26 protein-coding genes, 1 tRNA gene and 2 pseudogenes are annotated in these 24,224 nt (G+C 61.9%); 12 read left to right on the top strand and 17 right to left on the bottom strand.

The annotated features are described in order from the left end of the window. Nucleotides 1-168 precede the first annotated feature (168 nt). From ACVDG8_RS01870 to ACVDG8_RS01880, 3 genes are all read left to right on the top strand, one after another. On the top strand, nt 169-378 hold the full coding sequence (locus ACVDG8_RS01870; RefSeq protein ID WP_447253158.1) for a hypothetical protein: 210 nt from the start codon (nt 169-171) through the stop codon (nt 376-378). Between the two features lie 341 nt (nt 379-719). Next, nucleotides 720-1,406, top strand: a complete 687-nt coding sequence (locus tag ACVDG8_RS01875; protein ID WP_447253159.1) for an outer membrane protein — start codon at nt 720-722, stop codon at nt 1,404-1,406. Nucleotides 1,407-1,728: 322 nt separating this feature from the next. Then, entirely contained in the window at nt 1,729-1,968 is a 240-nt protein-coding gene (locus ACVDG8_RS01880) for a hypothetical protein (RefSeq protein ID WP_447253160.1), read from the top strand. Nucleotides 1,969-2,223: 255 nt separating this feature from the next. On the opposite strand, the gene ACVDG8_RS01885 is transcribed toward ACVDG8_RS01880, so the two are convergent. Next, nucleotides 2,224-2,508, bottom strand: coding sequence for a hypothetical protein (locus ACVDG8_RS01885; protein WP_447253161.1), 285 nt, complete (start codon nt 2,506-2,508; stop codon nt 2,224-2,226). A 127-nt stretch (nt 2,509-2,635) separates the two neighbouring features. Between ACVDG8_RS01885 and ACVDG8_RS01890 the strand changes: the two genes are divergently transcribed. Next, nucleotides 2,636-2,941: a hypothetical protein gene (locus tag ACVDG8_RS01890; protein WP_447253162.1), complete on the top strand. Its 306-nt coding sequence runs from the start codon at nt 2,636-2,638 to the stop codon at nt 2,939-2,941. A gap of 15 nt (nt 2,942-2,956) precedes the next feature. Continuing rightward, on the top strand, nt 2,957-3,169 hold the full coding sequence (locus tag ACVDG8_RS01895; RefSeq protein WP_447253163.1) for a hypothetical protein: 213 nt from the start codon (nt 2,957-2,959) through the stop codon (nt 3,167-3,169). A gap of 898 nt (nt 3,170-4,067) precedes the next feature. On the opposite strand, the gene ACVDG8_RS01900 is transcribed toward ACVDG8_RS01895, so the two are convergent. Next, complete coding sequence (locus tag ACVDG8_RS01900; RefSeq protein ID WP_447253164.1) at nt 4,068-4,322, bottom strand: DUF6894 family protein; 255 nt, start codon at nt 4,320-4,322, stop codon at nt 4,068-4,070. Nucleotides 4,323-4,416: 94 nt separating this feature from the next. Then, on the bottom strand, nt 4,417-4,668 hold the full coding sequence (locus ACVDG8_RS01905) for a hypothetical protein (protein WP_447253165.1): 252 nt from the start codon (nt 4,666-4,668) through the stop codon (nt 4,417-4,419). A 1,143-nt stretch (nt 4,669-5,811) separates the two neighbouring features. On the opposite strand from ACVDG8_RS01905, the gene ACVDG8_RS01910 reads away from it, so the two are divergent. Further along, a complete protein-coding gene (locus tag ACVDG8_RS01910) occupies nt 5,812-6,297 on the top strand; it encodes a hypothetical protein (RefSeq protein ID WP_455707507.1) in 486 nt (161 codons plus the stop codon). 254 nt (nt 6,298-6,551) lie between these two features. After that, nucleotides 6,552-6,628 (top strand) — tRNA-Pro (locus ACVDG8_RS01915). Between the two features lie 66 nt (nt 6,629-6,694). Here ACVDG8_RS01915 and ACVDG8_RS01920 read toward each other — a convergent pair. Beyond that, nucleotides 6,695-7,702, bottom strand: a complete 1,008-nt coding sequence (locus ACVDG8_RS01920; RefSeq protein ID WP_447253166.1) for a sugar-binding transcriptional regulator — start codon at nt 7,700-7,702, stop codon at nt 6,695-6,697. Between the two features lie 153 nt (nt 7,703-7,855). Here ACVDG8_RS01920 and ACVDG8_RS01925 point away from each other — a divergent pair, with 153 nt between their 5' ends. Next, nucleotides 7,856-8,620 (top strand): hypothetical protein, encoded by a 765-nt coding sequence (locus ACVDG8_RS01925; RefSeq protein WP_447253167.1) that lies wholly within the window; start codon nt 7,856-7,858, stop codon nt 8,618-8,620. A 19-nt stretch (nt 8,621-8,639) separates the two neighbouring features. Here the strand turns inward: ACVDG8_RS01925 and ptsP are convergent. From ptsP to ACVDG8_RS01950, 5 genes and pseudogenes are all read right to left on the bottom strand, one after another. Then, nucleotides 8,640-10,620, bottom strand: a pseudogene (gene ptsP / locus ACVDG8_RS01930) (phosphoenolpyruvate--protein phosphotransferase). A 147-nt stretch (nt 10,621-10,767) separates the two neighbouring features. Further along, nucleotides 10,768-11,148 carry a PTS glucitol/sorbitol transporter subunit IIA gene (locus ACVDG8_RS01935; protein ID WP_447253169.1) on the bottom strand — a complete coding sequence of 127 codons (381 nt, stop codon included), beginning with the start codon at nt 11,146-11,148 and terminating at the stop codon, nt 10,768-10,770. Nucleotides 11,149-11,171: 23 nt separating this feature from the next. After that, on the bottom strand, nt 11,172-12,173 hold the full coding sequence (gene srlE, locus ACVDG8_RS01940; protein ID WP_447253170.1) for a PTS glucitol/sorbitol transporter subunit IIB: 1,002 nt from the start codon (nt 12,171-12,173) through the stop codon (nt 11,172-11,174). Nucleotides 12,174-12,190: 17 nt separating this feature from the next. After that, nucleotides 12,191-12,958 carry a PTS glucitol/sorbitol transporter subunit IIC gene (gene srlA / locus ACVDG8_RS01945; protein WP_447253171.1) on the bottom strand — a complete coding sequence of 256 codons (768 nt, stop codon included), beginning with the start codon at nt 12,956-12,958 and terminating at the stop codon, nt 12,191-12,193. Nucleotides 12,959-13,010: 52 nt separating this feature from the next. Then, nucleotides 13,011-13,448, bottom strand: a complete 438-nt coding sequence (locus ACVDG8_RS01950) for a transcriptional regulator GutM (protein ID WP_447253172.1) — start codon at nt 13,446-13,448, stop codon at nt 13,011-13,013. A gap of 189 nt (nt 13,449-13,637) precedes the next feature. Here ACVDG8_RS01950 and ACVDG8_RS01955 point away from each other — a divergent pair, with 189 nt between their 5' ends. Beyond that, nucleotides 13,638-14,279, top strand: a complete 642-nt coding sequence (locus ACVDG8_RS01955) for a hypothetical protein (protein WP_447253173.1) — start codon at nt 13,638-13,640, stop codon at nt 14,277-14,279. An 81-nt stretch (nt 14,280-14,360) separates the two neighbouring features. Further along, a complete protein-coding gene (locus ACVDG8_RS01960; protein ID WP_447253174.1) occupies nt 14,361-15,035 on the top strand; it encodes an HAD family hydrolase in 675 nt (224 codons plus the stop codon). A gap of 1 nt (nt 15,036) precedes the next feature. On the opposite strand, the gene ACVDG8_RS01965 is transcribed toward ACVDG8_RS01960, so the two are convergent. The 7 genes and pseudogenes from ACVDG8_RS01965 to ACVDG8_RS01995 form a co-directional block, all read right to left on the bottom strand. Then, entirely contained in the window at nt 15,037-16,200 is a 1,164-nt protein-coding gene (locus tag ACVDG8_RS01965; RefSeq protein ID WP_447253175.1) for a DUF930 domain-containing protein, read from the bottom strand. A 137-nt stretch (nt 16,201-16,337) separates the two neighbouring features. Further along, nucleotides 16,338-17,741, bottom strand: a pseudogene (locus tag ACVDG8_RS01970) (pyruvate dehydrogenase complex dihydrolipoamide acetyltransferase). Between the two features lie 3 nt (nt 17,742-17,744). Beyond that, nucleotides 17,745-18,743, bottom strand: coding sequence for an alpha-ketoacid dehydrogenase subunit beta (locus ACVDG8_RS01975; protein WP_447253176.1), 999 nt, complete (start codon nt 18,741-18,743; stop codon nt 17,745-17,747). After that, nucleotides 18,743-19,771, bottom strand: a complete 1,029-nt coding sequence (locus tag ACVDG8_RS01980) for a thiamine pyrophosphate-dependent dehydrogenase E1 component subunit alpha (protein WP_447253177.1) — start codon at nt 19,769-19,771, stop codon at nt 18,743-18,745. Before ACVDG8_RS01980 ends, ACVDG8_RS01975 begins: the two co-directional genes overlap by 1 nt. 2 nt (nt 19,772-19,773) lie before the next feature. Continuing rightward, nucleotides 19,774-21,102 (bottom strand): NAD(P)H-dependent oxidoreductase, encoded by a 1,329-nt coding sequence (locus tag ACVDG8_RS01985; RefSeq protein WP_447253178.1) that lies wholly within the window; start codon nt 21,100-21,102, stop codon nt 19,774-19,776. Nucleotides 21,103-21,360: 258 nt separating this feature from the next. Beyond that, nucleotides 21,361-21,819 (bottom strand): YbaK/EbsC family protein, encoded by a 459-nt coding sequence (locus ACVDG8_RS01990; RefSeq protein WP_447253179.1) that lies wholly within the window; start codon nt 21,817-21,819, stop codon nt 21,361-21,363. A gap of 148 nt (nt 21,820-21,967) precedes the next feature. After that, nucleotides 21,968-22,234: a helix-turn-helix domain-containing protein gene (locus ACVDG8_RS01995; RefSeq protein WP_447253180.1), complete on the bottom strand. Its 267-nt coding sequence runs from the start codon at nt 22,232-22,234 to the stop codon at nt 21,968-21,970. Between the two features lie 299 nt (nt 22,235-22,533). Between ACVDG8_RS01995 and ACVDG8_RS02000 the strand changes: the two genes are divergently transcribed. Both ACVDG8_RS02000 and ACVDG8_RS02005 read left to right on the top strand, forming a co-directional pair. Then, nucleotides 22,534-23,139: a hypothetical protein gene (locus tag ACVDG8_RS02000; RefSeq protein ID WP_447253181.1), complete on the top strand. Its 606-nt coding sequence runs from the start codon at nt 22,534-22,536 to the stop codon at nt 23,137-23,139. A 208-nt stretch (nt 23,140-23,347) separates the two neighbouring features. After that, complete coding sequence (locus ACVDG8_RS02005) at nt 23,348-23,533, top strand: hypothetical protein (RefSeq protein WP_447253182.1); 186 nt, start codon at nt 23,348-23,350, stop codon at nt 23,531-23,533. A 342-nt stretch (nt 23,534-23,875) separates the two neighbouring features. Here ACVDG8_RS02005 and ACVDG8_RS02010 read toward each other — a convergent pair whose 3' ends face one another. Beyond that, on the bottom strand, nt 23,876-24,178 hold the full coding sequence (locus tag ACVDG8_RS02010; protein ID WP_447253183.1) for a hypothetical protein: 303 nt from the start codon (nt 24,176-24,178) through the stop codon (nt 23,876-23,878). Between the last annotated feature and the right edge of the window lie 46 nt (nt 24,179-24,224).

Consider the following 24,224-nt stretch of genomic DNA (forward strand, 5'->3'; position numbering starts at 1 on the left):
GGCGCCGGCGAGGCCACGCAGACACGCGAGCGTGGGCAGCTTGGGCATGTATGCGAACATGCTGGTTGCGGCAGGGATGCAGGCTGGGGCTTTGCCCGCCCACGGCAGGCGTCGCATTGGTTTTGCTACGAGCACCGCAGCGAAGGTGAGCGGTATTTGTGAGGTCATATGGGAAAGAAACCGAAGGATGAGATGCTTCCGGCGCTCACTGGCGTGCAACTGGACCTCGACGACAAGAACAAGCCGACTTATTGCCTGGTCGGACTGCGCACCGTCGAGGGCGTGAAGTCGTTCACCTTGCATGCCGAAGGCGCAAGGCTGCTGATTCAAGGCCTGCAGGCATTTGTTGACCGAGTGGACAAAGATGCGAAAGGCTAGTCCGGCTTGCTTATCGCACTTTCCTCCAACTCAGCTTCCAGCTTCTCGCCCACCGGCGCCGGCAGTTGCCGAGCAGCACGCCGTCGAAGCCCAAACCGCGCGGCGCGCGCCTTAGTAGATTGGTCGCGCATGCCCGTGAACCGCGCTTGCTGACAAGGAGGCGCTAGTCCGCGCTCTCGAATCCGGCGTTGAGTTCATTCCCGAGAATGGCGGCGGTGCTGGGGTAAGGCTGCGGAAGTTATAGATATTTCCGAAGTGTTACAGGAACAGCACAGATTATTTGAGCAATTGCTGATCTTATAGGCGTTTGAAGAATATTGCTCGCCTTGGGGATATTTTCGATGCGCATCCTGTCCCTTCTGTTCGCAGGGCTTCTGTCGCTCGTTGCCGGTGCAGCATTCGCCGCCGACGCTGTATCGATGGACGTTGCACCGACAAATTTCAATTGGTCCGGCGCCTATATCGGCGGGGTCGCTGGCTATGGCTGGAACAGAAACACGTCCAATTATTTCGGTTCCTCGGTGGACTTCGACGCTAATGGGTTCGTTGGTGGTGCCACGGCAGGCTACAATTGGCAGCGTGGACAATGGGTGATCGGTATCGAGGGGGACATATCCTACGCCGACATGAAGGGCAGTGTGGTCAAACCCGTCGGCGTGACGCCATGCTACATCGAGGGCTGCAGTGCCGAGATCAATTGGTTCGGCACCGGCCGTGCGCGAGTTGGATATGCGTTCGAGAATTTTCTACCCTATGCGACCGGCGGCTTTGCAGTCGGCCACGTCAAAGGATCGGCCGATCTCGGGGCGTGCGGTTTCACTCCAACCTGCGGTTATAGCGACACCCGGTGGGGCTGGGCAGCGGGCGCCGGCGTGGAATGGGCCTACAATCAGCGCCTCTCTTTTAAGGCCGAATACCTCCACGTGGACTTGGGAACACCCAGCATCGCTACCCTAAACCCCCCGTTCCCGTCTGTTGATCGTGTTGAATTTGATACGGTCCGGGTGGGCCTAAACTACCACTTCTAGTTCGCGACCCTGATGCCCATCGGCGTGTCTGGCCGGCCGGACTGAGGTGCAAAATGCTCCCTACCGCTTCGCCTGAGGAGTAATCTCCTCAATCCGAACCTTAACTCCGTCCTGGACTATCGCCTTGTTCAAGCGCCTTGGCTTCGGCTGTGGCCCCTGTGGTCAGGATCGTCCGCCAATGGGGCTTATCGAAGACGCTGACGATGTAGGTTGTTGCATGATTGTCGGGCATCGCCAGGGCCTTACGTCCTTCGTTCGCATGTATCGCCTATATTAGCAGTGGCTCATATCTTTGCACGCGGCGCCTAGTGCGGAGGCCCAAATGGGCGGCAATAAGGCCTGGCATGATGCTATTCACGACCATGAGGTCGAATGTTTCGCTTCGGAGAACGGTTTAACTGCGGACCTGGTCTGGGAGTTGATTCTAAAACACGGCAACAGCCGCGAGACGGTGATCAAAGCTGCGCAGGGTTTAAAACCTCTCAGGCAACACGGCCGATTAGCGATAAACCCGCTGGGCGAGAACCCCAACAGCCTCAAGCCCGGCGAGCCTACAACCTGATCAGAGTTGCGCGACCAGGGCCGGGGTCCGCCGGCACTTAGACGCAAAAGCAGTGACAGCTTCGCCGTCCCGAAATGGGACAAATCGGGGGAAAACCGCCCGGGCTGGGTTTTGTTGCAGATTTGCTAATATTACGGTCGCACCAGCCGGCTTACCCGAGTCGGTTAGGCCCGACGGTCAGTCAAACTTACCCCAACGGACTGTCGGGCCGCAGGAAGCCTCCTTCGCGCAAGCGATCCTAATGCCCGATCGCCGTCAAACATCTCGCTTCCGCTTCTCCGGCGTCATTGCATGGTTCGTGAACTGAAGGTTCCGATCGTCTCGGCCGGAGCCGCGGCACTCGTGGCAATAGATGACTTTAATCAGATCCCAGTGCATGCAGCCCTGGTCCGGTCCGAAACGTTTGACAAGCGCGGCGACGTCGAGCACAGCGCTGCGCTTGCACGTCCCGCAATAGACTGACAGGCCAGAGCGGGCCTCCAGCTTCTTGCCGAGCGTGTTTTCAACGAAAGGGTATTCTTTGCCCACGGCGATCTCCAACAGAGGTCGCCCCATCCGGCTTCGGATATAGATCAGCTCCTGACAATCGCCAAGAACGAAGATGGAACAAACAGGCATTCCATTAGCAACCTCTTGACGAGGCCGGTTGCAGCGCCAGAGTCACGGCATGGCGAAGGGCATCAAAGTCGGCGACGAGGTGGCGATCACGGCGACGGTGCGCAAGCGCGTGACAGAGGACCGCGTCAGCGTCTCTATCCCCAACTATGGGTTTCCGCACTCGATCATTGACCGGACATCGTCACTGAAAAAAGGCCAGCCGATCGAGCTTATCGGCGACGTGCTTCGAGTCGACGATCATACAGTGACGGTGAACCTTTCGCCGCCGGTGACGGTGGACATCGCGACCGTCAGACTGGTGACGAGCTATGTGGCGCCGACGAGAAAGAAGCCGCTGGTCGACAAACCGACATGAAAACAGGGAAATAAGATGGCCCAGACGATTCGGTTCGCGATCTTTGCGGTTTCGGCCGCAGTCGCCGGCCTGGCCTTTTTCGCCTTGCATTCCTTCTGGACGTGGACCGTGCCGCTCCTGATCCTCTTCGCTGGCTCCATGCTTGCCGAATACGCCTTCAACTGGCTGGCCTCGAACGAAGAAAAGCAGCGCGATCTGGAAGATCGCGTGCGCAATCCACCGACGTAAACCAATGTGGAAACCTTGACATCGGCTTGGGGGTTGGACTTGGAATGGCGATAGCTGGTTAGTCCAGGCCAAGGATGTAGTATCAAGACACCGAGGAAGGTTGATCGATGCTTCCGACAGACAATGGCGCTGGGCTGCGGATTTCAGATTTTGTCGATCCCGGCGATGCCGTAAAGGCCGCAATCGAACTCTATGGCCCGCACGCCCAGACCGCAGTGGCCTACTGTGCCTTGGACGCTCACTTTGACGGTCGGACGGACGATTACCGTTTCTGGGGCGCAGTCTTCCGAGACCTAGCCGCCGCCACTCATTGAGGCGAGTGCCCGAAGCAGCACAAAAATTTCCGCCAGCGTGAGGCCGCGGCCGCCTTAAGCCCCTCTGTCCGAGCGTCTAAAAGCTCGTGGGAACGAACCACGGAGTGGTGTCATATCCCAGCCTCGGTGCCACCGCATTTGCGGAACCGTCCGGTGATTGCGCGACTGTGCCGGTGGATTTGCAATCCAGCTTGGGAGCCGGCTTGCCTGCCTTGATGTGACTTGCAGAACATCCGTTTGCTGCCTGCGCAACCCTGAGCTGATCGCTCGACCGCAAGCTCTGCATTAAAGGCTTGTTCGCCGGCCGATGTTTCCGGCTGGCATGCATTGCGAGCGGTTTGGGATTGACCTGGCCAATTTTGATCGCCACCTGCGCAGATGGCTATCTGTTTGGCTGGTCCTCACTCATGACGTTGTAGAGAAGCAGCCCCGCTATAAGAGATACCACGGCACCTAGGATGTCATGTCCGGTCAGGCCGGAGAAATTGACGAAGGCGGATGTCAACACGGCCATGGTTCCACCACGCTGTTGCGGATTCCCTGAGCAACCGTAAGCGAGCGCTAATGTTCCTAGCGCTCGACGATTATCTCCCGGCCGCTGACCCCCATTGGGCATCGAAGGCAAGCGACTGCGAGACAGTCAGGGTTGCAAAGTAGACTCTCCTGCCACCTTCGTCGTGAACGGAGACGGTCAGGGATTCGTCCAGATCGCTAGCGGCCATTTCGTCGATAGCGATGTCGTGCAGGGCGTTGAGCGCCTCTCGGCGCATTTTGCTAAGGCTGTCAAGATCGACTGAGGCATCACCCAAGCTTTGCCCGTTTCGGAAAACTTCGAACACGTATCGCGCCATGGCTCATTTTGAGCCGCTTCAGAGGCGCTCGCATTTAAATTTGAGAACCTTTCGCCGTTTCGCGCCGAAGGCGCGTCGCTGCCTACGATGGGGTGATCACGTCAGGCTCAACTCTCCTCGCGTGAGATTGGTCACTCTTAATTCCGGGACGAAGGAGCGATTGCACTACCCGGCGTAGCAACATCTGTTGGATGTTGGCCTCATGTGCAAGCCGTTCAGCTTCTGCTTGCGAAAGCCCAATCAGCAATCCGTCTCTTGTCTCGGCGGGCAGATCAGTCGATCGGTCATAGACCAGCCATTGGTCGGCCGGGTCCAGCATGGCGACGAACCTCATCGCGCGCTCCTCATCGTTTAGCACCTCCTAATCTTTGCATGCACAGGATGTTCCAGCGCCGTGGGTAGAATCGTAAGTGAGGCGCATCCTTGCGAATTGCCCCCGAGCGCGCGCCAAAAAAGCGGGCCTGCGGCAGGTAATGGGGCATGAGCAGCCGGATCACGACCGCTGGAGTTGGGCGGTCAAAACGAAACAGGCCCGCCCCGGGGTCGGGCAGGCCTGTCTCGGAGCACAAGCGGCTCTGATTGCGGCGTCTTGGGAGGGAAGCAGGATGCCGCGCGATCCGAACTGGCTTCACCTGCCTAATGTTCCAAGGAAAAGCCTGTCGACCGAAGCCGACGGTCTTGAGCAGCGCGACCATTACAAAAAAGCGGATTCCCAGTAACGGCATTCGGTCGGGCCAATGAGCCGGCCAATGCTACTATGGATTAGATATTACTAATATGATATGGCCTCAATGCGAGAGGCTAATTCAATGCAAGGGCGCATAGCCTTAATTTGGCTTGTCTTGGCTGGCGATGCCGACGCCCATGACTGGTATTCACAAGTCTGATCCTGTTCTGAATCTCAAATGTTGCGGCGATCAGGACTGCCACCCTATCGCGTCAAGCGATGTCAGATCGACCAGGCAGGGCTATTACGTTAAGCAACCTCAGCCCTATTCTCGGAATGACCCGCCTACCGGTGAGTGGTTTGTTCCGTGGGATCGCGTGCAGGCGGCGCCGGACGACCGGTATCATATCTGCGAAAATCTCTACCCGACATTTCGCGTGGGCAGGTATCGAATGAGATGGACATGCTTCTTTGCACCGCGAACAACGGGTTCAATTTCGAACTGAGACACTACCCGGCGGTGCCCGCGGTCAGCGCTCGCAGTAGTCGGACTCTGTTTCGGCGGCGTATCGCTGATGGTCGCTGACGTCGTGTTCGCCCTGACCGCATTTCTGTCGCAGGCCTTTGACTCGGTGGTGGGTAGAGTCCAGTATATTAGCCGATTGAAATACTCGTCAGCGTGATGATAACTGCGGAGAAAAAAGCCGGGGAACGGTTGCCCAACGATGCTGGCGCAGACTACGACCTTATCATAGTCGGTGGCGGTCTCGCAGGGAGTTCGTTGGCCATTGGCCTGGCGGACGTGATTCGGTGGACGAGATGATACGCCAGCTTCAGGCGACCGGCGCACCCAGGCATTGGTTTGACCGAGCGCGACAGGCCGGCCCGTTCGCTACCTTCGACGGTTCACATCGGTGGGTCGACAACCCCTACCACAACGGTGTCGTTCTGATCGGCGACACCGCAGCCGCGACCGATCCAGCTTGGGGACGAGGACTATCTCGGACGCTTCGCGATGTCAGGCTGCTGCGCGATCGATTTCTAGAGGGCGCAGACTGGCGCTCGGCTGCCGAGGCATATGCACGTGACCACAGTGATTTCTACGCTCGGATGCGCCGATTGGAAGCCATGGAGACTAGTTTGCTGTTCGAACGCGGCGATGAGGCCGAGCGGCGACGCGAACATGCGTTTTCTCTTTTTGCCAAGGACCCGACGCGTGTCCCAGACACAATCGGCTTCGGGCCAGAGGCGCCCTCAGATGAACGAGCTCGTGCGAGATATTTCGGAGAAGTCTGAGATAGAGCAAGGCGAATTTATACGCAGCCTCCCCGTCTAGGAGACTCTCTGACGGACGCACTCCCGACATAGCTGAGCACGCTCTGGAGTCAGTCGCGGCGCCGCCGAACATAGAGAGAACCTCCGGTGTGCTTTCCGGTGTGCTTTTTGGTCACGAAAGGCACACCAGGACACCCTTTGTTCTAATTCCCTCGATTTTGTTGCGAGTCGGCTCTTGCGCTAAACCCCTTGAGAATATAGGGCTTTGCGCGGTCCGGAGTGTAGCGCAGCCCGGTAGCGCACTTGACTGGGGGTCAAGGGGTCGTCGGTTCGAATCCGGCCACTCCGACCATTTTAATCCTTGATATCCCTAGCGTATTGCAGAGGTGCCTTGCGCCGCCTGCTGCATATTCGCCGCCTAAGCCCCATGCGCTGCCAGCATGCGGCGCGCGCTTTCCTCGTCGGTGATCAAGACGGTCGGCGCAATGAGGTTCATCGCGCCGAGCAGCGCCTCGGTTTTCTCTGCGCCGCCGGAAGTCAGGATGCGGATCGGTGCCTTGCGCAGGCGGTCGACATCCACCGACATGACATGGCTGTTGACGGGATGGTCGACCAGATCGCCGTTGCGGTCGAAGAAATGGAACAGAAGGTCGCCGACGGCGCCACGCGCCAGCAGGGCCTCGCGGTCCGCTTCCTTGAGGAAGCCGCCGCGCGAGAAGGTGGTGGCCGAGGCGATGCCGCCGACACTCAGCAAAACGGCATCGAGCGCATCCGCCATTTCAAAAATCTCCTGCAAGCCGCACCGCTCGACCAGCGCGATCTTGGTCTCGACGCTGTCGACGACGGCAGGCGTCGGCATCAGATAGCCGTCACCCTGGAAAATCTGGGCGAAGCGCCAGGCAAACTCGGCCGGGTTGACCCGGCGCGCGACGCCGACGCCGCCAAGCAGCGAGATCACGCTGAAATCGCTCAGCGATTTGGCGCTGATAAAAGGCAAAGTGTGGAAGAGCGTCACGCCCCACCCGACGCCGACCCGCATGCCGGATTTCATCGCGTCGGACAGGAACATGCCGGTCTTGGCCGCGATGGCCGGGATCGGATCGGCGTTCGGGTCGCTCAGCGGCGCCACCAGCGCCTGCTGCAGGCCGAAGGTCTTTTCCAGCGCGCGCTCCAGCCGCACGATCTCCAACAGCTCGCTCTCGATGGTGATCTTCACCTCGTTGCGCGACCGTGCGTCCGCCAGCATGCGCACGATGGTGACGCGGCCAACGCCGAGCACGTCGGCGATCTCGTTCTGTGTCATCTGCTCGACGAAATACATCCAGGCGGCGCGGATTCTGAGGCGATCGGTCCGGCTTTCATTGACGATCTGCTCGGACGCTTCCGCCCTGCCGTTTTCGGTTTCGCCCCGACGTCGCCTGCCCAATTTCCCCTCAAGCCCGGCGATGACATTGTCCTCGCCGATTCTGCATGCTGGTTAAATATCGTCTATTGATCTACCAATCGACAGGAACAATCTAGAGAGGGTGGCTGACACCCCGAGCCGTGACCGGCTTCCGCATTTTCGAGGCCATTGCCGATGCTGCGACAGATTTCCGAAGATGTGCGCGTCAACCTGAAGGACCGGCTTCGGGAACTGCGCGACGTTATCCGCCAGAGCCGGCACGACAGCGCCGGTGAGCCGCCGCGCGAAATAGCCAATCTGCCGCCGTTCCCGGGCAAGAGCCTGCTTGGCCATGCCGCGAGCGCCGTCGATGAGGCGCTGACGATCGCCGAATCCTTCGTTCCGCATTCCCGGCCGCTCAAGGTCGACGGCACGACGGTCAAAAGCCTGAGCCTCTATTTTCCGGAAGGCAATGAGGACCGCCAGATCGACGGAGAACGCCAGTTCCGGCGCGATATGTATTATCTGAGCCGCGCGGTGCTTGCCGGCCAAGGCATCGACAATCCCCGGGTGCACGAGGCGGGCTTTTCGGCGATCCATGCAGCGATGCGCAAGCACCACCCGGATCTTCTGGCCGCCGCGACGGCGGAAACCGCCTCGAACGATCAAGTCGCCGCGGCCTGTTCCGCCCTGCTCATCGAATGCCTCAATCACCACCCCGTGCAGTCTGGCGAGGGCGCAGCCGCTGACCGCTCGCTCGACGTCAGATATCTCGCGCCGGTCGTGCTTGCCTGCGGACTGGCGAGCAAGGCCGAGGGCGCGCCCGAGCCGGACATCCTCGAGATCGCGGTGCTGGCGGCCGAAGTGCGGGAGGATCGGATTCGCCTGGCTTGCGCCCAAGCCAATGCGGTTCAGGAGCTGACCCCGGTTTTTGCCACGCTGCTTGCGCATCTGACGTAACCGCTCGTCTGCAAGCTGGCTAGTTTTCGGCTGTCATGGCGGCGATGGTCTTCTTGGCGCGCTGGATCGAGGCCGGGCTCATGCTGAGCTCGGTCAGGCCCATCTTGATGAAGACAGGGATCAAGTCCGGTCGGCCGGCGGCCTCACCGCACATGCCTACCATGATGCCGGCTGCGACACCCGCTCTGGCCGTCAGCTCGATTGCCGCCATCACCGCCGGATTGGTGACGTCGTTGAGCTTGGCGACCGTCGGGTTGAGGCGGTCGGCGGCCATGATGTATTGGGTGAGGTCGTTGGTGCCGATCGAAAAGAACGCCACTTCCTTAGCCAGCGCCGGTGCGATCAGCACGGCGGCCGGCGTCTCGATCATGACGCCGAGGTCAAAGGCGGCATGCGGCACGCCTTCGGCCTTCAGTTCGGCGGCGCATTCCTCGACCAGCGCGCGGGTGCGCGTGACCTCGGCAATCTCCGCAACCATCGGCAGCATCACCTTGATGTTGCCGTGGACGGCGGCCCTGAGCAGGGCTCGCAGCTGCTTCTTGAAGATGTCGGGACGGTCGAGGCACATGCGGATGCCGCGCCAGCCCAGGAATGGGTTTTCCTCGTCCGGGAACTCGATGCCGGCGATCGGCTTGTCGCCGCCGATGTCGAGCGTGCGCACGATGACCGCATGCGGCGCGAAGGCCTTGGCGAGCGCGCTGTAGGTTTCGGCCTGCATGTCTTCCGACGGCAGGTGCATGTGGCGCATGAAGAGCAGCTCGGTGCGGAACAACCCGACGCCCATCGCGCCGGCCTCCTGCGCGGCCTCGATCTCCTCCAGCGAGCCGATATTGGCCGCGACCTCGATCACCGTGCCGTCCGCGCGTTTTGGCGTCACGCTCTTGAATACCGTGAGCCCGGCACGCTCCTGCGCTGCCGCCTCGACACGCTCGGCAAAGTCGGTCCGCGTGGCCCCGTCCGGATCGACGATCACATGCCCGGCATTGCCGTCGATCGCTACTTGGTTGGCGGTGCGCAGCGCATTGACCTTGTCGCCGAGCCCCAGCACCGCGGGAATGCCATGCGAGCGGGCGATGATGGCGATATGCGAGGTGGCGCCGCCATGACCGCAGACGACGCCGCCGATGCGCTTCAGCGGCGCGCGCCAAATCCCAGGCGCCGATGTCATCGGCGATCAGGATCGAACCTTGCGGGATGGTCTCCAGGCTGACCTCGTCCTGGCCGAGCAGGACCAGGCAGATCTGCCGGCCGACGGCGTGGACGTCGTCGGCGCGGGCGTTGAGGTAATGGTCGTCGACGGCGCTGAAATCGGCGGCGATGGTCGAGGCCGCGCCGATCACGGCCGACACCGCGTCGTCGCCGTCCCTGATGAATTTTTCCACCTCGCCGGTCAGGCTGTCGTCGGCGGCAATGTCGCGCAAGGCAGCGACAATGCCGCGGTCGCCGGCCGAGAGATTGTCGTCGGCAAGGGTCCGATCCATGCGCGCCTGAACGGCTGCGACGGCGCCGCGAAACCGCTCGATCTCGCCATCGATCTCGTCGGCCTGCAGCCGCCTGCCTGGACCTTCGATCTCGGCCGGAAAATGCGCGAAAGCCGGCCCGATGGCCACGCCCTCGCTGGCGGCAACGCCTTGGAGTATTGCGGCCCCATCCGTAGGCGCTGCACTTGGCGAAGTGGCCTGGGGAGCAACCGAAGCCGGCGCTTCGGGCGCGGGGGCGCCTGCCTCGTTGTCGCTGTCGAGGCCGGCATGCGGGTTTTCGAGATAGCCGATCAGCGCCTCGATCGCCTCGATCGCGTCGGCGCCGTTGGCCCGTACGATGACTTCCTGGTTTTCCTTGACCGCCAGCAGCATCAGCTTGACCGAGCTTTTGGCGCTGACCGCCTTGCCGTCCTTGACCAGTTCGACATCGGATTCAAAACCCTTGGCGAGTTTGACGAACCGCGTGGCGGGACGGGCGTGCAAACCTTCATGCACTCTGACGATGGTCGAGCGTTCCATGGCAATACTCTAGAGCATCTCACCGTTTCAGAGAAACGGCGAGCCGCTCTATCCCTTTGTTTTGACGCAATTCCGGACGGAAAACCGCTTCACACTTTTCCTGGAATTGCTCTAGCTTATGGCGCCGTCTGTGGACGGCAAATCCTGTCAGGCGGCGATGGTGATCACAGCGCCTGGTGTGAGCGCGGCCACGAGGGCCCCGGTGTCGACCTGGGACGCGCAGACTTCGCCTGGCCTTTCGGCCTCGGTGGCGCCGTTGAAGGAGATCACGACATGGCCCATTTCGCGGACCTTGCTCCAGGCTGTTTCGCCTACTGCGGTAATCGTCGCCGAAACCGGGCCGAGGGTGATCGATGCGCCTTTTTGCGGCGCGTCGTCGCTTGGCCCTTGCTCCGTCAGATGGAGCACGGAAACCTCGGCCAGTTCAGGGGGCGAGCCATCCGCGAAAAGAATGACCACGCCACCCTCGGCGAGGTCCGCCACTTCGGGTCCGATCGCTGTGACCCGTGTCTTGAGAAGAACCGACATATGGCGAACCTCGTTTTGGTTTCTTAGAACACGATCAGGGAGACGACCCATGCGATCAGCACGGAGACCGGGCCCATGATCTGGCGGCTGATAAGCACCGCCGGCACGCCGATTTCGATCGTCTTCGGCTTGGCCTCACCAAGCGCCAGACCGACAGGAACGAAGTCGCAGCCCACCTGGGTGTTGTAGGCAAACAGCGCTGGCAGGGCCATGGCCGGCGAGATGGTGCCGTTGGCGATCTGCGGGCCGATAATGGCGACGCCGATGACCTGCGCGATGACCGCGCCTGGTCCCAGGATGGGCGACAGGAACGGCAGGCCGCAGATGGCTGAGATCACCAGCAGGCCGACGATGTTGTTGGCCAAGGGGCCCATCGGCTGCGCCAGCACGTCACCGATGCCGGTATAGAGGATCAGACCGATCAGCATGGTCACGAAGGCCATGAACGGCAGCACGTTGCGGATGACCTGGTCGATGGTGCGGCGGCCGGCGTTGAAGAAGATGCCGACCACGCGGCCCATGACGCGGCCGATCGAGCTGATCAGGCCGATCATCCCGCCTTCGCTGGGCAGCGGCTGTGGCGCCGCGGCCGTGGTGTTGCTTGAACTCATCGATGCTGCTCCCCCCGCAGTGGTGACCGCTTCGGATCCATCCGCCATTGTGACGTTGGCCGGCTTCACGCCCGAAACGTAGATGTCTTCCGTGATGAACTGGGCGAGCGGCCCAGCCTGGCCGACCGGCGTCAGATTGACGGTCGGGATGCGCTTGCGCGGATAGACGCCGCAGCGCGCGGTGCCCCCGCAGTCGACGACGACGACCGCCATCTCGCTTTCGATCGGCGGCGCCCGGAAGCCGTCGACGGCCTCGGCGCCGGTCATGTCGGCGATCAACTGCGCCACCGGATGAATGCCGCCGCCAGTCACCGACACGACCTTGCTGCGCTGCTCGGTCGGTTCGATGACCAGCGGGCCACCCCAACCGGTGTTGCCCCTGGAGATCTTTACGGCTTTGTATGTCTTGGCCATGGTGTCCTCCCCCGCGCTCAGAGCTCGACGCCCTGGCGGCGCGCCATGATGGCCGTGATGCGCTCGGTCAGCATGCCTTTCAGCAGGATGACGACCAGACCGACAAGGGCGTACCAGATGGCCACCTTGACGTGATAGCCAGCGGCGATGACGCCACGCTTCTCGAGATCGAGGAGTGCTACCAGCATGCCGCCCCAGACGAAATATTCGCCGGGGTTGATATGCGGAAAGAGGCCGAGCGGCGGATGCACGTAGGAGACGGCCGCGTCGTAGAAGGCGGGCTTGTGCTTTTCTTCCAGGAACGAGCCGAAGGTGTAAGCCATCGGGTTGGTGAGGAAGAACACCGACAGCACCGGCAGCACGGTATAGCGGGTCAGCGCGATGCGCCCGGCGCCGCGCGCCAGACCGTGAACGCGCTCTTCGCCGACCAGTTCGGTGATGGCATAGAAGGCCGTCATCAGCACGACCAGGGTCGGGATGATGCCGGTGACGAAGCCGGCGAACACTTCGCCGCCCTTCTGGAAGATGCCGATGAAGTATTTGCCGATGGCGGTCAGCCAGCCAAGCTGCTCTTCCTGCTGGACGTTTTTCAACTGTTCCTTCAGCTGATCGGCGGTGACCGGCGCGTTGTCGGTCGTCGCCTGCGCCAGGACCACGAGATGGTCGGTGGCGTGCTCGACGCCAAGCTTGCCGTGCCAGGCAGCATCCGAGACCATGGTGCCTGCGACATGCAGATTGTGCACCGCCAGGTCGGCATGCTGCGCCAATAACGATATTACAGACATTTCTCCTCCTTATGACCCTTGCCGGTCATTCCCAGCCGGCTGACGGCGTCGCTTAAGCCCTTGCTACGTTCAAGCCGGACAGGCCCGGCTTCTTCCCCGGCTCCGACCGCGTTTTGTCGATCTGTTCGATCGCGCGTTTCACGGCCTCGGCCACACCGGGTTCCCCCTCCCCCATGATCGCAGGGTTGGACCGGAGTCTATCGAGGGGAACGCCCTCGAATTCTTCATGTCGTTTGAACTTGGTGAGCACCGAGCGGCCGCTCATGACCATCATGCGGCGCACGATGAGATCCGGCGTCACGACGACCAGCGCAATGGTGCCTTTCGCGAGCCGGCCGCGGAAATTGCCGGCGCCGACGAAGCCGTCCTTGTACTGATTGGTGACGCCTTTGAAGACGTCCGAATAATGCCGCATCTGCAGCCATACGCCGAGCGATTGCAGCGCCCAGACGACAAACAGCATAAGCAGCGCCCACTGCCAGATCGCCATTTCGGTTTCCTCCCGAGTCTCTTTCTCCGGCGCATATTGAACGGAGACGAGATGACCCGAAAGTGAGAACATTTGTTTCCTGGAATGTCAACATGTATTATATTAGCCGCCATAACGCTCCACAGGCGGCGGGCCGATTTCGGCATTGGCGGCCCCTGTGCTAGCCTGACGGCAAACGGGAAATGAGACATGGATCTGCCCTTCAGGCATGAACTCGCGCTTATGCCGGACCTGCGTCACCGGCTGCGGCAGTTGCGCTGGTTCCGCGCCACGTTCCGCAGCAGCGCCAAGGTGGTGTCGGAGACGTTCGGCGTGCGTTTCGAGATCGACGAGGCCAAGCTGACGCGCGCCTTTCTCGACTGGATCGAGGTCATGGAAGCGCAGAAGCGATTCGCCGCTGTCGACCGGGCGGACTTCATCGTCTTTTCGGCCGGGCTGGTGCTGCGCGAACTGATCCGGCAGGCGCCAGCGCGCGAAATCTCGGGCCTTGGCAACATGATCGAGATAGAGGAGAACGCCGGCACGGCGGAAATCGTGCGCTTCTGGCCGGAGGGCTTCCTCTATACGAACTATTGCGTGTCGGCGATCCTGGCGGTGCACGAGCAGGAATTCGGCAACGCGCCCAGCATCGACAAGTGCGCCGACGACCTGCGCACCTGGTGGTCCTACCGCGAGAACGCGACCGAGATGCCCGCCTATGCCGTGGCGTTCCTCGACCGGTTCCTCGGCGCCGAGCCGAACTGGATCACGCCCGACCGCGCCCAGTCGCGCCAGGCCATGCAACGCGCGCTTGGCGGCTCGCCGGTGGGCGAGGCGCTTCGCCAGCTGTGATGCGCTGGACACCCCCGCTATTGAACATCTGACTTTTTATCGATAGCGATGTGCGCATTGTTATCGAAGCGGGAGAGGCGCGTGGCGCGATCCAGACTGATGATCTTCGACTGCGACGGCGTTCTCGTCGACAGCGAGCCGCTGGCCGCCAAGGCCTATGAGCGTGTCTATGAAAAGCACGGCATGCCCGGCGTTCACGGCGGCATCATCGCCCAGTGCGTGGGCATGAAGCAGTCCGACATCATCGCCAGGATCACGGAATTGACCGGTCACCAGTTCCCGCTCGCCGCCGACGGCGACATCTGGGCCGAGACCAAAATCCTGTTCTCGCAGGAACTGAAGCCGACCCCGGGGATCACCGCATTTCTGGACAGGATCGAGGGCGACCGCTGCGTTGCCTCGTCATCGTCGGTCGAACGCATCAACCACAGCCTTGCCGTCACCGGACTGGCGCATTTCTTCGGCGATGCGATCTACTCCTCCTCGATGGTGAAGAACGGCAAGCCGGCGCCAGACATCTTCCTCCACGCGGCCGCAAAAATGGGCGCAAAGCCCGCCGACTGCATCGTCATCGAGGATTCTCCCTTCGGCATCCAGGGCGCGGTCGCGGCCGGCATGATCGCAATCGGCTACACCGGCGGCGGCCACACCTATCCCGAACATGGCGCGCGCCTGACAGCCGCCGGCGCCGATTTCGTCTGCGCGGACTGGCACGAAGTCAGCCGGCAATTGGCCGGACTCGGCGTGCCGGCCTAATCTAGCGAAGGCTGGGGAATTTACGCCGGACCCATTCGCCGGGCGGGACCAATCCCCCGACACGGAAATTGAAGGACAGAACCCTCGTGGCGTCGGCATCGACCTCGCAGCGGAAGCTCAGATCGTACCATTGGGTTGTCGTGCTGAAGGCGGCTTCCGTGGGGTCGAGAACATTGCCTGTTTTCAGCGGAATGGTTGGCAGCCATTTGGGAGAATAGTCGGCACTTTGCAGCTCCTGGTTCAGAACGTTGGCGCAAAGGTTGGCAATGCGCTGATCGCGCGGCACGTTCTCCATGGAGCTTGTGGCGAACGTATTGCCGGTTGCGCCTTGTGAATAGAGCTTTCTGACGCCCGGAAGGCCGGAATAGATCGGCGATCCCGCAATCTCGTTGTTGCTGGGATTTGACTGCGTTGCGCCCCCGCCTGGGGCTTTCAGGGCTCTTGCGGATTTGAACTTCATCGGCTTTGCAGGTTTAGGCTTTGGCTTTTCGGTCGAGGATGGGGGCGCAGGTTTGCCGCCGGACTCGGCCGCCAACGGCTTTGGTGCCACGACCGCCGGCTTCTCGTCGGTTTGCGGCGCTGGCTCCTGCTTGTCCGGCTGCTGTTTATCGGTGTCCTCGGTCGCCTGCTTGTCCTCGCTTGACGCGGGTTTTTCGTCCGGCGCGGCGGGTGCCGGCTTCTCTTCAGGTTTGCTGGGCTGCGTCTGCTGCTGCGGCGTTGCAGCGGGGGCGGGCTGACTCGGCGCGGGCTTCGGTTCAACCGGTGGCTTGGCGGCCTCATCCTTCGCCGGAGACGGCGCATTGGGTTGAGCGCTGCCTCCGTCGAGAGATTTCACCGGTCCGGTATCTTTTTGGCCGTATTGGAAAACGCGCTTCAGAACCTGGTCGTCCGGCACTTTCGGCGGTTCCGGAGGCGGTTTTTGTTCAGGCGGCTTTTCAGCCTTCTTTTCAGGTTTCGGCTCCGGTGGCTTTGGAACAGGTTTAGGCTTCGGCTGCTCAGGCGGCGGTACGATCGCGACATTGACCGGCTGTTCCTGCTGATCCGGCTGTTGCTCGGGTCTCGGCAGGCCAAACAACAAGAACGCCACGATCAGGACGTGCAGGATCAGAGACGCGGCCAGGGCCCAGCGCCAATTCCGAAACCATTCTCGTATCTTGCCGTTCATTGCGCCCCGATGTGGAACGAAATAACGGCGGCTTCAAGCATTGGAATCGGATCGGTGCGAAGTTACCGCCTGACAAGTCGGTGATCGGATGGCCCGGGCCATAGAAGCAAGCCGGATTCGGGCCCTACAGAATTGGTTTACACCAGCATGCTCATCGGGTTTTCGATCATGCGCTTGAAGGCGCCGAGCAGTTCGGCGCCGAGCGCGCCGTCGACGGCGCGGTGATCGGTCGACAGCGTCACCGACATCACGGTGGCTATTCTGATCTCGCCGTTCTTGACCACCGCCCGCTCCTCGCCGGCACCGACCGCCAAAATCGTCGCATGCGGCGGGTTGATGACGGCGGCAAAGTCCTTGATGCCGAACATGCCGAGATTCGACACCGCCGTCGTGCCGCCCTGATATTCTTCCGGCTTCAGCTTGCGGCTCCTGGCGCGGCTGGCGAGGTCCTTCATCTCGTTGGAGATGGTCGACAGCGTCTTTTCATCGGCATGGCGGATGATCGGCGTGATCAGGCCGCCGGGGATCGAGACGGCAACACCGACATCGGCATGCCGGTGCTTGACCATGGCGCTTTCGGTCCAGGAGGCGTTGGCATCCGGCACAGCCTTCAAGGCCATCGCCATCGCTTTGATGACCATATCGTTGACTGAGAGCTTGTAGACCGGAGCTTCGCCCTTGTCGGTCTTCTTCGTCGGGGCCGCCGCATTCAACTGCGTGCGCAGCGCCAAAAGCGCGTCGAGCTCGCAATCGAGCGTCAGGTAGAAATGCGGGATGGTGGACTTGGCCTCGACCAGGCGGCGCGCGATGGTCTTGCGCATATTGTCGTGCGGGACAAGTTCGTAGGAGCCCTGCTCGAACAAGCGGAGCACGTCCCCCTCCCCTTGAGGTAAGGGTTGCCGGCCGAAGGCCGGTCGGATGGGGCCGGCTCGACTGGGCTCGGCGCAAGGGAGGTGCCTTCTGAGGCGACCCCCTCCGTCCGCTTCGCGGACACCTCCCCCTCAAGGGGGAGGAAAGCGCGGCGTCGATATCGGCTTTTACAACACGACCGTATGGGCCTGTGCCTGTTAAGGCTGACAGGTTCAGCCCTGCCTCACGAGCCAATCGGCGCGCCAGTGGTGTCGCTCGGGTTTTCCCCTCCCCCTCGAGGGGAGGGTGGCCGGCCGCAGGCCGGTCGGGTGGGGTCGGTTCGGCCGGGCTCGACGCAATGGAGGTGCCTTCTGAGGCGACCCCCTCCGCCCGCTTCGCGGGCACCTCCCCCTCAAGGGGGAGGAAAGCGGCGTCTCAGCTCCGTAAACCTCGTCGTCGGCATAAATCCACGCAACCGGCGCACCGACTGGAATATCCACCCGCTCCTTGCCGGTGACATCCCGCAGTGTGCCGCTGGCCGGCGCATCGATCTCCATCGCGGCCTTGTCGGTCTCGATCTCGAAGAGCACATCGCCCTTCTTGACCTTGGCCCCCTCCTCGGCGAACCAGCGCGAGATCTGGCCGGTCGCCATGTCCATGTCGACCTTGGGAAGAATGACCTCTGTCGGCATCGCTCAGCGGACCCCTTTCACGAGGTCGCGCGCGGCGGCGATGATGTCGGGAACCTGCGGCACGGTGGCCTTTTCCAGGTCTGGATTGTAGGGAATCGGCGTCTCGGCGCCGCCCAGGCGCACGATCGGCGCGTCGAGATAATCGAAGGCCTCGCTCTCGGCCACCAACGCGCTCACTTCCGCTCCGATGCCGAGCGTCTTCACCGCTTCGTAGACGCAAAGCAGGCGCGACGTCTTCTTGACGCTGTCGATGACGGTCTGCCGGTCGAGCGGCCGGATCGTGCGCAGGTCGACCACCTCGATGTCGATGCCCTCGCCTTCAAGTGCTGCCGCGGCGTCGAGCGCCTTGTGCACCATGATCGATGTCGCGACGATGGTCAGGTCGCGGCCTTGCCGGCGGATATCGGCTTTGCCGATCGGCACCGTGTAGTGGCCTTCCGGCACAGGGCCCTTCATCTTGTAGAGCAGCTTGTGCTCGAAGATCATGACCGGGTCCGGATCGGCGACCGCTGCAAGCAGCATGCCTTTGGCGTCGTGCGGCGTTGCCGGCTGGATCACCTTCAGCCCAGGCACGTGACCGAGCCAGGCCTCGAGGCTCTGGCTGTGCTGCGCAGCAGCACCGGTGCCGGAGCCGGCCGGAAAACGCATCACCAGCGGCACGGAAACCTCGCCGCCTAGCATGAAGCGCATCTTGGCCGCCTGGTTGACGATCTGCTCCATGCCAAGCGTGGCGAAATCCGAGAACTGGAATTCGAAGATCGGCCGCATGCCGGTGACGGCCGCACCCACCGCAACGCCCGCGCCGCCCAACTCCGAGATCGGCGTGTCGATCACGCGGTCCGTGCCGTAGCGCTCGACAAGGTCGCCCGTGACCTGGAAGGCGCCGCCATAGACGCCGATGTCCTCGCCCATCAGGAAGACGCGCTCGTCCATGTCCATGGCGATCGCCATGGCCTCCTGGATCGCCTGGGCGTAGCTCAGTTCACGCACCGCGGCGTCCATCACGCATGCTCCGTGTAAACATAATCCGCAAGCGTGGCGATGTCGGGCGCCGGGCTAGCCTTGGCGAACTCGATGGCGTCGGCGATCTCCTGCGCCACCGCGCCGCGGATCGCCTCGATACCTTTGTCGTCGATGAAGCCGAAATCGCGCAGCTCGCTTTCGAACAGCGTGATCGGATCGCGGTTCGCCATCCAATCCTCGATCTCTTCCTTGGTGCGATAGCGGTTGCGGTCGCTCTTGGAGTGGCCGCGGTGGCGATAGGTTTTCGATTCGATCAGCGTCGGCCCCTCGCCGGCGCGCGCCCGCTCAATCGCCTTGAAGGATGCCTCGGCAACCTCGGAGAAGATGTTGCCGTTGACAATGACGCCCGGCATCGAATAGGCGGCCGCGCGGTCGGCGATATTCTTCACGGCTGTCGAACGCGCCGTCGAGGTCGACATGCCGTAACCATTGTTCTCGCACACGAAGATCACCGGCAGCTTCCAGATCGCCGCCATGTTCAGCGCCTCGTGGAAAGCGCCTTCATTGTTGGCGCCGTCGCCGAAGAAAGAGACCACGACCTTGCCGGTCTTCATCCTCTTGGAGGAAAGGGCAGCACCGACCGCAATCGGGATGCCGCCGGCAACGATGCCGTTGGCGCCGAGATTGCCCTTGGCGACGTCGGCGATGTGCATCGAGCCGCCGCGGCCCTTGCAATAGCCGGTGGTCTTGCCGAAGAACTCGGCGAACATGCGGCTGACCTCGGCGCCCTTGGCGATGCAGTGGCCATGGCCGCGATGCGTGGACGTAATCTGGTCATCCTCGGCGAGCGGCATGCAGATGCCCATGGCGCTCGCTTCCTGGCCGATCGAGAGATGCATGGTGCCGTGGATAAGGCCGCGCGTGTAGCACTCTTCCGCGCCCTCTTCGAAGCGGCGGATGAGATACATCTTGTAGAGCACCTGCTTGAGCTGCTCGGCGCTGTACTGGCGGTAGACGAAAGGCAGATTGGCGCGGCTATCGACGACGGCTTTGCTGGCTGTGGCCATGATCACGCCTCCACGGCGCCGTAAACGAGCTTGTCCTGGCGGGCGCGCAGCTCGGCGATCCTGGAGCCCGGTGCGGGCGCCGCATTGGCATAGGTGATGAGCTCGCCCTTCTTGATCGGCGCGGTCACCGAGCCGCCCTGCAGCAGGCCGCACGGAATGGCCCGGGCCGCATGTGCTTCGGGCGCCGTCATGATCCAGGCGCGGTAGCAGTATTCGCCGATGGCGTCGAGCTTGTCGCCGGGCTTCAGATCCTTCTTGGCGACGGCGCAGACCTCGGCCACGGGCTTGGCCAGCGGCACCATGTCGGCCTTGCCGTAGAGCACGACGCGTGCGCAGGTCAGCGGCACTTCGAGCGAGGTCAGGTGATACGGACGATGGAAGGTGAAATACGGGCCCTTGCCCATCTTCAGATCCTCCATGCGCTCCGAAATGCGTGGATGCGACATGTCGGCGACGACGAAGACGCCCGGAGCAACGCCCTTGCCGATCGAATAGTCGACGACGCCGACCCTGGACAGCACGCCGCCATCCTTCTTCGGCACCAGCACCTTCGACAATTCGCCGAGCGTCGCGGCAGGACCATGCATGCCCGGCTTGTCGGGAACCAGTCCTGTCGCGTTGGCGATCGCCGCCATCTCGACCATGGTTTTCGAGCCGTCGACGAATTCGACCAGCATGCGCACATTCATGTGCCGGCGCTTGGCTTCCTCCTCATAGTCCGGAGGCGTGGCGTCGATGTTGAGCGGATTGTTCTTGCCTTTGCCGGCGGCGACGATCGGGTGGCCCATGGCGGACACGAATTCGATCAACTCCATGCAGGACGAAGGCTCGTCGCCGGCGCCCAGCGAATAGGTGACGCCGAGCCGGTCGGCCTCGCTCTTGAGATAGGCGCCGATGGTGACGTCGGCTTCGACATTCATCATCACAAGATGCTTGCCATGCTCCATGGCGCGCAGCCCGATCTCGGCGCCGACGGCGGGAACGCCGGTGGCGTCGATGACGACGTCGATCAGGTCGTTGCCGATGACGAGGCTGGAATCGTTGGTCACCGCGATCTTGCCGGCCTCGATGGCCGAATTCATCGCGGACGCGTTTGACACTTCACGCGCGTGCCCGGTTTCCTGGAAGGCGATATCGACGGCCTTGCTGGCCGCCGGCAGGTTCAATTCGGAGATGGCGCCGATCTCGATGCCGGACATATGGGCGACACGGGTGACGATGTCGGTGCCCATTTCGCCGGAGCCGATAAGGCCGATGCGGATGGGCTTGCCGGACTTGGCGCGTTCCTCAAGGTCGCGGGCGAGGCCCGTCAACGAAATGTTGGATGCCATACCGTGTATTCCTCCCATAGTGCATGCTGTTCGGTTGCTTGACGGGTATTGAACATATGTATTTCTGTCAAGACTAATGTCCAATCATTCGGCCATTCGCCGCCGCTTTTCGAATTGGTCCAAGCGCAACGGTGAAAGGCGCAGTGCAGCAGCGCGCATACCGATTTCGCGGCCATCCCTGGCTACTTTATCGATAGCCCATCACGGCCGCTCGACGACGGCATTGGACATCACCAACAGATATCTAGGGGGCAATTGTTACTGGCAAACGTCGACCCATTCGGCGCCAACCAGGTCGGCCATGCGCTGCGGCGCGATACGCACCGCTGCATTGGTGGCGCCGGCGGCGGGGACGACCTCGTCAAAGGCCTCGAGCGAGACATCGCAATAGATCGGCAAACGCGACGGCAGGCCGAACGGGCAGACGCCGCCCGGCGGATGGCTGGTGGCCGCCAGCACCTCGTCGCCGCCCAGCATACGCGGCTTGCCGCCCATCCGGTCCTTGAACTTTCGGTTGTCGAGCCTGGCGATGCCGCTGGTTACCACCAGCATGGTTTCCTCACCGACGCGCAGGCAGATCGTCTTGGCGATTTGCGCCGGCAGCACGCCGTGGGCTTCGGCGGCAAGCGCAACCGTGGCCGAACTTGCCTCGGTGACGATGACCTCGACGTCCGGCGCGTGCTCGGCAAAAAAGGCGCGAACCGATTCCAAGCCCATGGCGATCCCTCGTCAGACATGTCGAACTGCAAGCCGGCGAATCGCATGGCCGCGCGTCCATTGGCAAGAGCCTTGGTTCAGCATTGCACTTATCGAAAAGCCCGCCTGGCGATGCCGGCGGGCTTTCAAATGGGCGCTTGCCGCGTCTCTATTGCTGTGTGGGCCGGTCTTCGGTTGACGGTACCCGGATCAATTCCTCTTCCGGCACCTGCAATGCCAAGGCAATGCGCCGGAGCTTCGCCGGATCGGCATCCTTGCCGTCCTCGATATCGACAATCTCGCCAACGGCCAGGCCGCAGGTCAATGAGAGTTCCTCGATCGTGTATCCCCGGGTTTCGCGGGCGGCTTTCAGCGGGTTGAGGCCGGGCGCGGCAATGATGTCGTTGGAAACAGCGTTTCGTGCGGTGTTGGGCATGGCAACTCCTTGAGATGAAACAGGGTCGGATGAAATTTGGCGTTGCCTGAGACGGGCGGAGAATGCTCGTTAACGATTGATTTGCCAAGAGCAGGGCCACGGCCATAACGCCATCGTGAAGCGGCGTTTGGACCGGATGTCCACAGGCCTCGTACATGTAAGGCGGCGGCGCGCCCAATCAAGTTCTTTTGAAGGTTCCGGATCGGATTCGTCGGCAATTTGCGACGCCCCAGCTCGTTAGCGTGCTGTCGCCGGCGATCGACAGATGACGCCGGCCATTTTCGGAAGGATCGGATGCCATGAACCTGAAACTATTCGCGATCGTGCTCGGCACGATTTCAATTGTCGGCGCCGTGGAGGCGCAGGCGGCGGACGCTATACGCGTGCGCGGCACGGTGGTCGGCCTCGACGGCTCGACGCTGACAGTAAAAGACCAGGACGGCAAGACGGATGCTATCACGCTGGCCGATGGCTGGAAGATCTCGGGCGTCGCCAAAGCATCGGCAGCCGACATCAAGCAGGGCGATTTCCTCGGCATCGCCTCCGTTTCAAAAGCCGATGGCGGCAGCGGCGCGCTGGAGGTCGTGGTCTTCCCGGCAGCACTCAAAGGTACCGGCGAGGGTGACCGCGACTGGGACCTGCAGCCCAACAGCCGCATGACCAACGGCACCGTCGCCGACGTCACCGAGATCAACGGCCGTTCGGTGACGCTGACTTATGACAATGGCCAGAAGAAACAGATCGCGATCCCGCCAACGACACCGATCGTGACCTTCGCGAACGCCACGCCGGCGGATCTGACGCCGGGCACTGCCGTCTTCGTCAACGCCGAGCGCGACAGCGATGGCAAGCTCCTTTCAAGCCGCGTCGTGGTCGGCAATCACGGCATCGCGCCGCCGATGTGAGGCAGGCGCTTTCCGTGTCCGGTGATGTTGGCGCGCGCCCGCAAGGGCGCGCGTGTTGAAATGTCTCTCAGAAACAATCCAGAAACAAAAATCTACAGTTGGGAAAAATTGTCGAAAAAAACCAGGAGGATAGTTCCATCGCGGGGCTTGGGTCACTGATTTGGTTCGGTGAATCTCGGAAACGCCCGCGTAAAAAGGAAACTAAGTCATGAAGAAGTCCCTCCTCTCTGCGCTCGGGCTCGGACTGGCCCTGGCGTTCACCATGCCGATCGTCAGCGCTGATGCCGCTCCGATGAAGAAGCATCACCACCATCATCATCACCACAAGCATCATCATCGCCATCACCACCACCACTATCATCACCACATGAAGAAGATGGCCAAGAAGGCCTGAGCCGGCTGACTTCCGCAGCGGGAAGGCTGGTTTTGGACATCTAACCAAGCCGCCTTCCTGCCGATTTTTTACGTCACCACCACAAACCCGGCGTTCGCCAGCGAAATCGAGCGGCTCTGGCGGCTCGATCGCTCGCATTATCTGCAACGGCGGCACGACGGCCTAGCACGCTTCTATGCCAATGCGCCGCACGCCAAATGCATGATCGATGCCGGCCGCGTCCGCCAGGCGTCGACTGGCTGCAAAAGCTGAAAACCTAGAGAAGACGATTTGATGTGAGCCGATGGCGCAGAAAGGGCGGCCGTCGCGGACGCCCCCTGTCTGTTTCACATCCGTCAAAAATCAGCGCCGGCTTAAAAGAAGGCCGGCAAGCACTCCGACGACAACCAGACCGACAGCGGCGGCGGCCGCGGGATTGTCGCGGGCCGTGCGCTCCAGCGCCCTGCCCCGACGCTTGATGGCCGGCAGCGCCTCGTGCAGGCGCTCGCCAAGCTGCGAATAATAATCGGACGCCGCCTCGCGACCGTCCTCGTAATACGCATCGCCCTGCTTGGCCAAGGCCTTCCTGAGATCGTCGAGTTGCCGCGAAAGCGAGGCAAATTTCTTGTCGAGGTCGAGGTCCGAGACGGTCGAAAACGATGCCATGCGCAATGTCCTTCTCTTCGAGAGAAGGCCTAACGCATGGCCGCGG

Source organism: Mesorhizobium sp. ORM8.1 (assembly GCF_053005525.2).

What these genes read in the sequence shown, in the direction of transcription:
- ACVDG8_RS01870 (WP_447253158.1), top strand. Translation starts at nt 169, where the DNA reads ATGGGAAAGAAACCGAAGGATGAGATGCTTCCGGCGCTCACTGGCGTG.
- ACVDG8_RS01875 (WP_447253159.1), top strand. Translation starts at nt 720, where the DNA reads ATGCGCATCCTGTCCCTTCTGTTCGCAGGGCTTCTGTCGCTCGTTGCC.
- ACVDG8_RS01880 (WP_447253160.1), top strand. Translation starts at nt 1,729, where the DNA reads ATGGGCGGCAATAAGGCCTGGCATGATGCTATTCACGACCATGAGGTC.
- ACVDG8_RS01890 (WP_447253162.1), top strand. Translation starts at nt 2,636, where the DNA reads ATGGCGAAGGGCATCAAAGTCGGCGACGAGGTGGCGATCACGGCGACG.
- ACVDG8_RS01895 (WP_447253163.1), top strand. Translation starts at nt 2,957, where the DNA reads ATGGCCCAGACGATTCGGTTCGCGATCTTTGCGGTTTCGGCCGCAGTC.
- ACVDG8_RS01905 (WP_447253165.1), bottom strand. Translation starts at nt 4,668, where the DNA reads ATGAGGTTCGTCGCCATGCTGGACCCGGCCGACCAATGGCTGGTCTAT.
- ACVDG8_RS01925 (WP_447253167.1), top strand. Translation starts at nt 7,856, where the DNA reads ATGCTGCGACAGATTTCCGAAGATGTGCGCGTCAACCTGAAGGACCGG.
- ACVDG8_RS01935 (WP_447253169.1), bottom strand. Translation starts at nt 11,148, where the DNA reads ATGTCGGTTCTTCTCAAGACACGGGTCACAGCGATCGGACCCGAAGTG.
- srlE (WP_447253170.1), bottom strand. Translation starts at nt 12,173, where the DNA reads ATGGCCAAGACATACAAAGCCGTAAAGATCTCCAGGGGCAACACCGGT.
- srlA (WP_447253171.1), bottom strand. Translation starts at nt 12,958, where the DNA reads ATGTCTGTAATATCGTTATTGGCGCAGCATGCCGACCTGGCGGTGCAC.
- ACVDG8_RS01950 (WP_447253172.1), bottom strand. Translation starts at nt 13,448, where the DNA reads ATGGCGATCTGGCAGTGGGCGCTGCTTATGCTGTTTGTCGTCTGGGCG.
- ACVDG8_RS01955 (WP_447253173.1), top strand. Translation starts at nt 13,638, where the DNA reads ATGGATCTGCCCTTCAGGCATGAACTCGCGCTTATGCCGGACCTGCGT.
- ACVDG8_RS01965 (WP_447253175.1), bottom strand. Translation starts at nt 16,200, where the DNA reads ATGAACGGCAAGATACGAGAATGGTTTCGGAATTGGCGCTGGGCCCTG.
- ACVDG8_RS01975 (WP_447253176.1), bottom strand. Translation starts at nt 18,743, where the DNA reads ATGGACGCCGCGGTGCGTGAACTGAGCTACGCCCAGGCGATCCAGGAG.
- ACVDG8_RS01980 (WP_447253177.1), bottom strand. Translation starts at nt 19,771, where the DNA reads ATGGCCACAGCCAGCAAAGCCGTCGTCGATAGCCGCGCCAATCTGCCT.
- ACVDG8_RS01985 (WP_447253178.1), bottom strand. Translation starts at nt 21,102, where the DNA reads ATGGCATCCAACATTTCGTTGACGGGCCTCGCCCGCGACCTTGAGGAA.
- ACVDG8_RS01990 (WP_447253179.1), bottom strand. Translation starts at nt 21,819, where the DNA reads ATGGGCTTGGAATCGGTTCGCGCCTTTTTTGCCGAGCACGCGCCGGAC.
- ACVDG8_RS01995 (WP_447253180.1), bottom strand. Translation starts at nt 22,234, where the DNA reads ATGCCCAACACCGCACGAAACGCTGTTTCCAACGACATCATTGCCGCG.
- ACVDG8_RS02000 (WP_447253181.1), top strand. Translation starts at nt 22,534, where the DNA reads ATGAACCTGAAACTATTCGCGATCGTGCTCGGCACGATTTCAATTGTC.
- ACVDG8_RS02005 (WP_447253182.1), top strand. Translation starts at nt 23,348, where the DNA reads ATGAAGAAGTCCCTCCTCTCTGCGCTCGGGCTCGGACTGGCCCTGGCG.
- ACVDG8_RS02010 (WP_447253183.1), bottom strand. Translation starts at nt 24,178, where the DNA reads ATGGCATCGTTTTCGACCGTCTCGGACCTCGACCTCGACAAGAAATTT.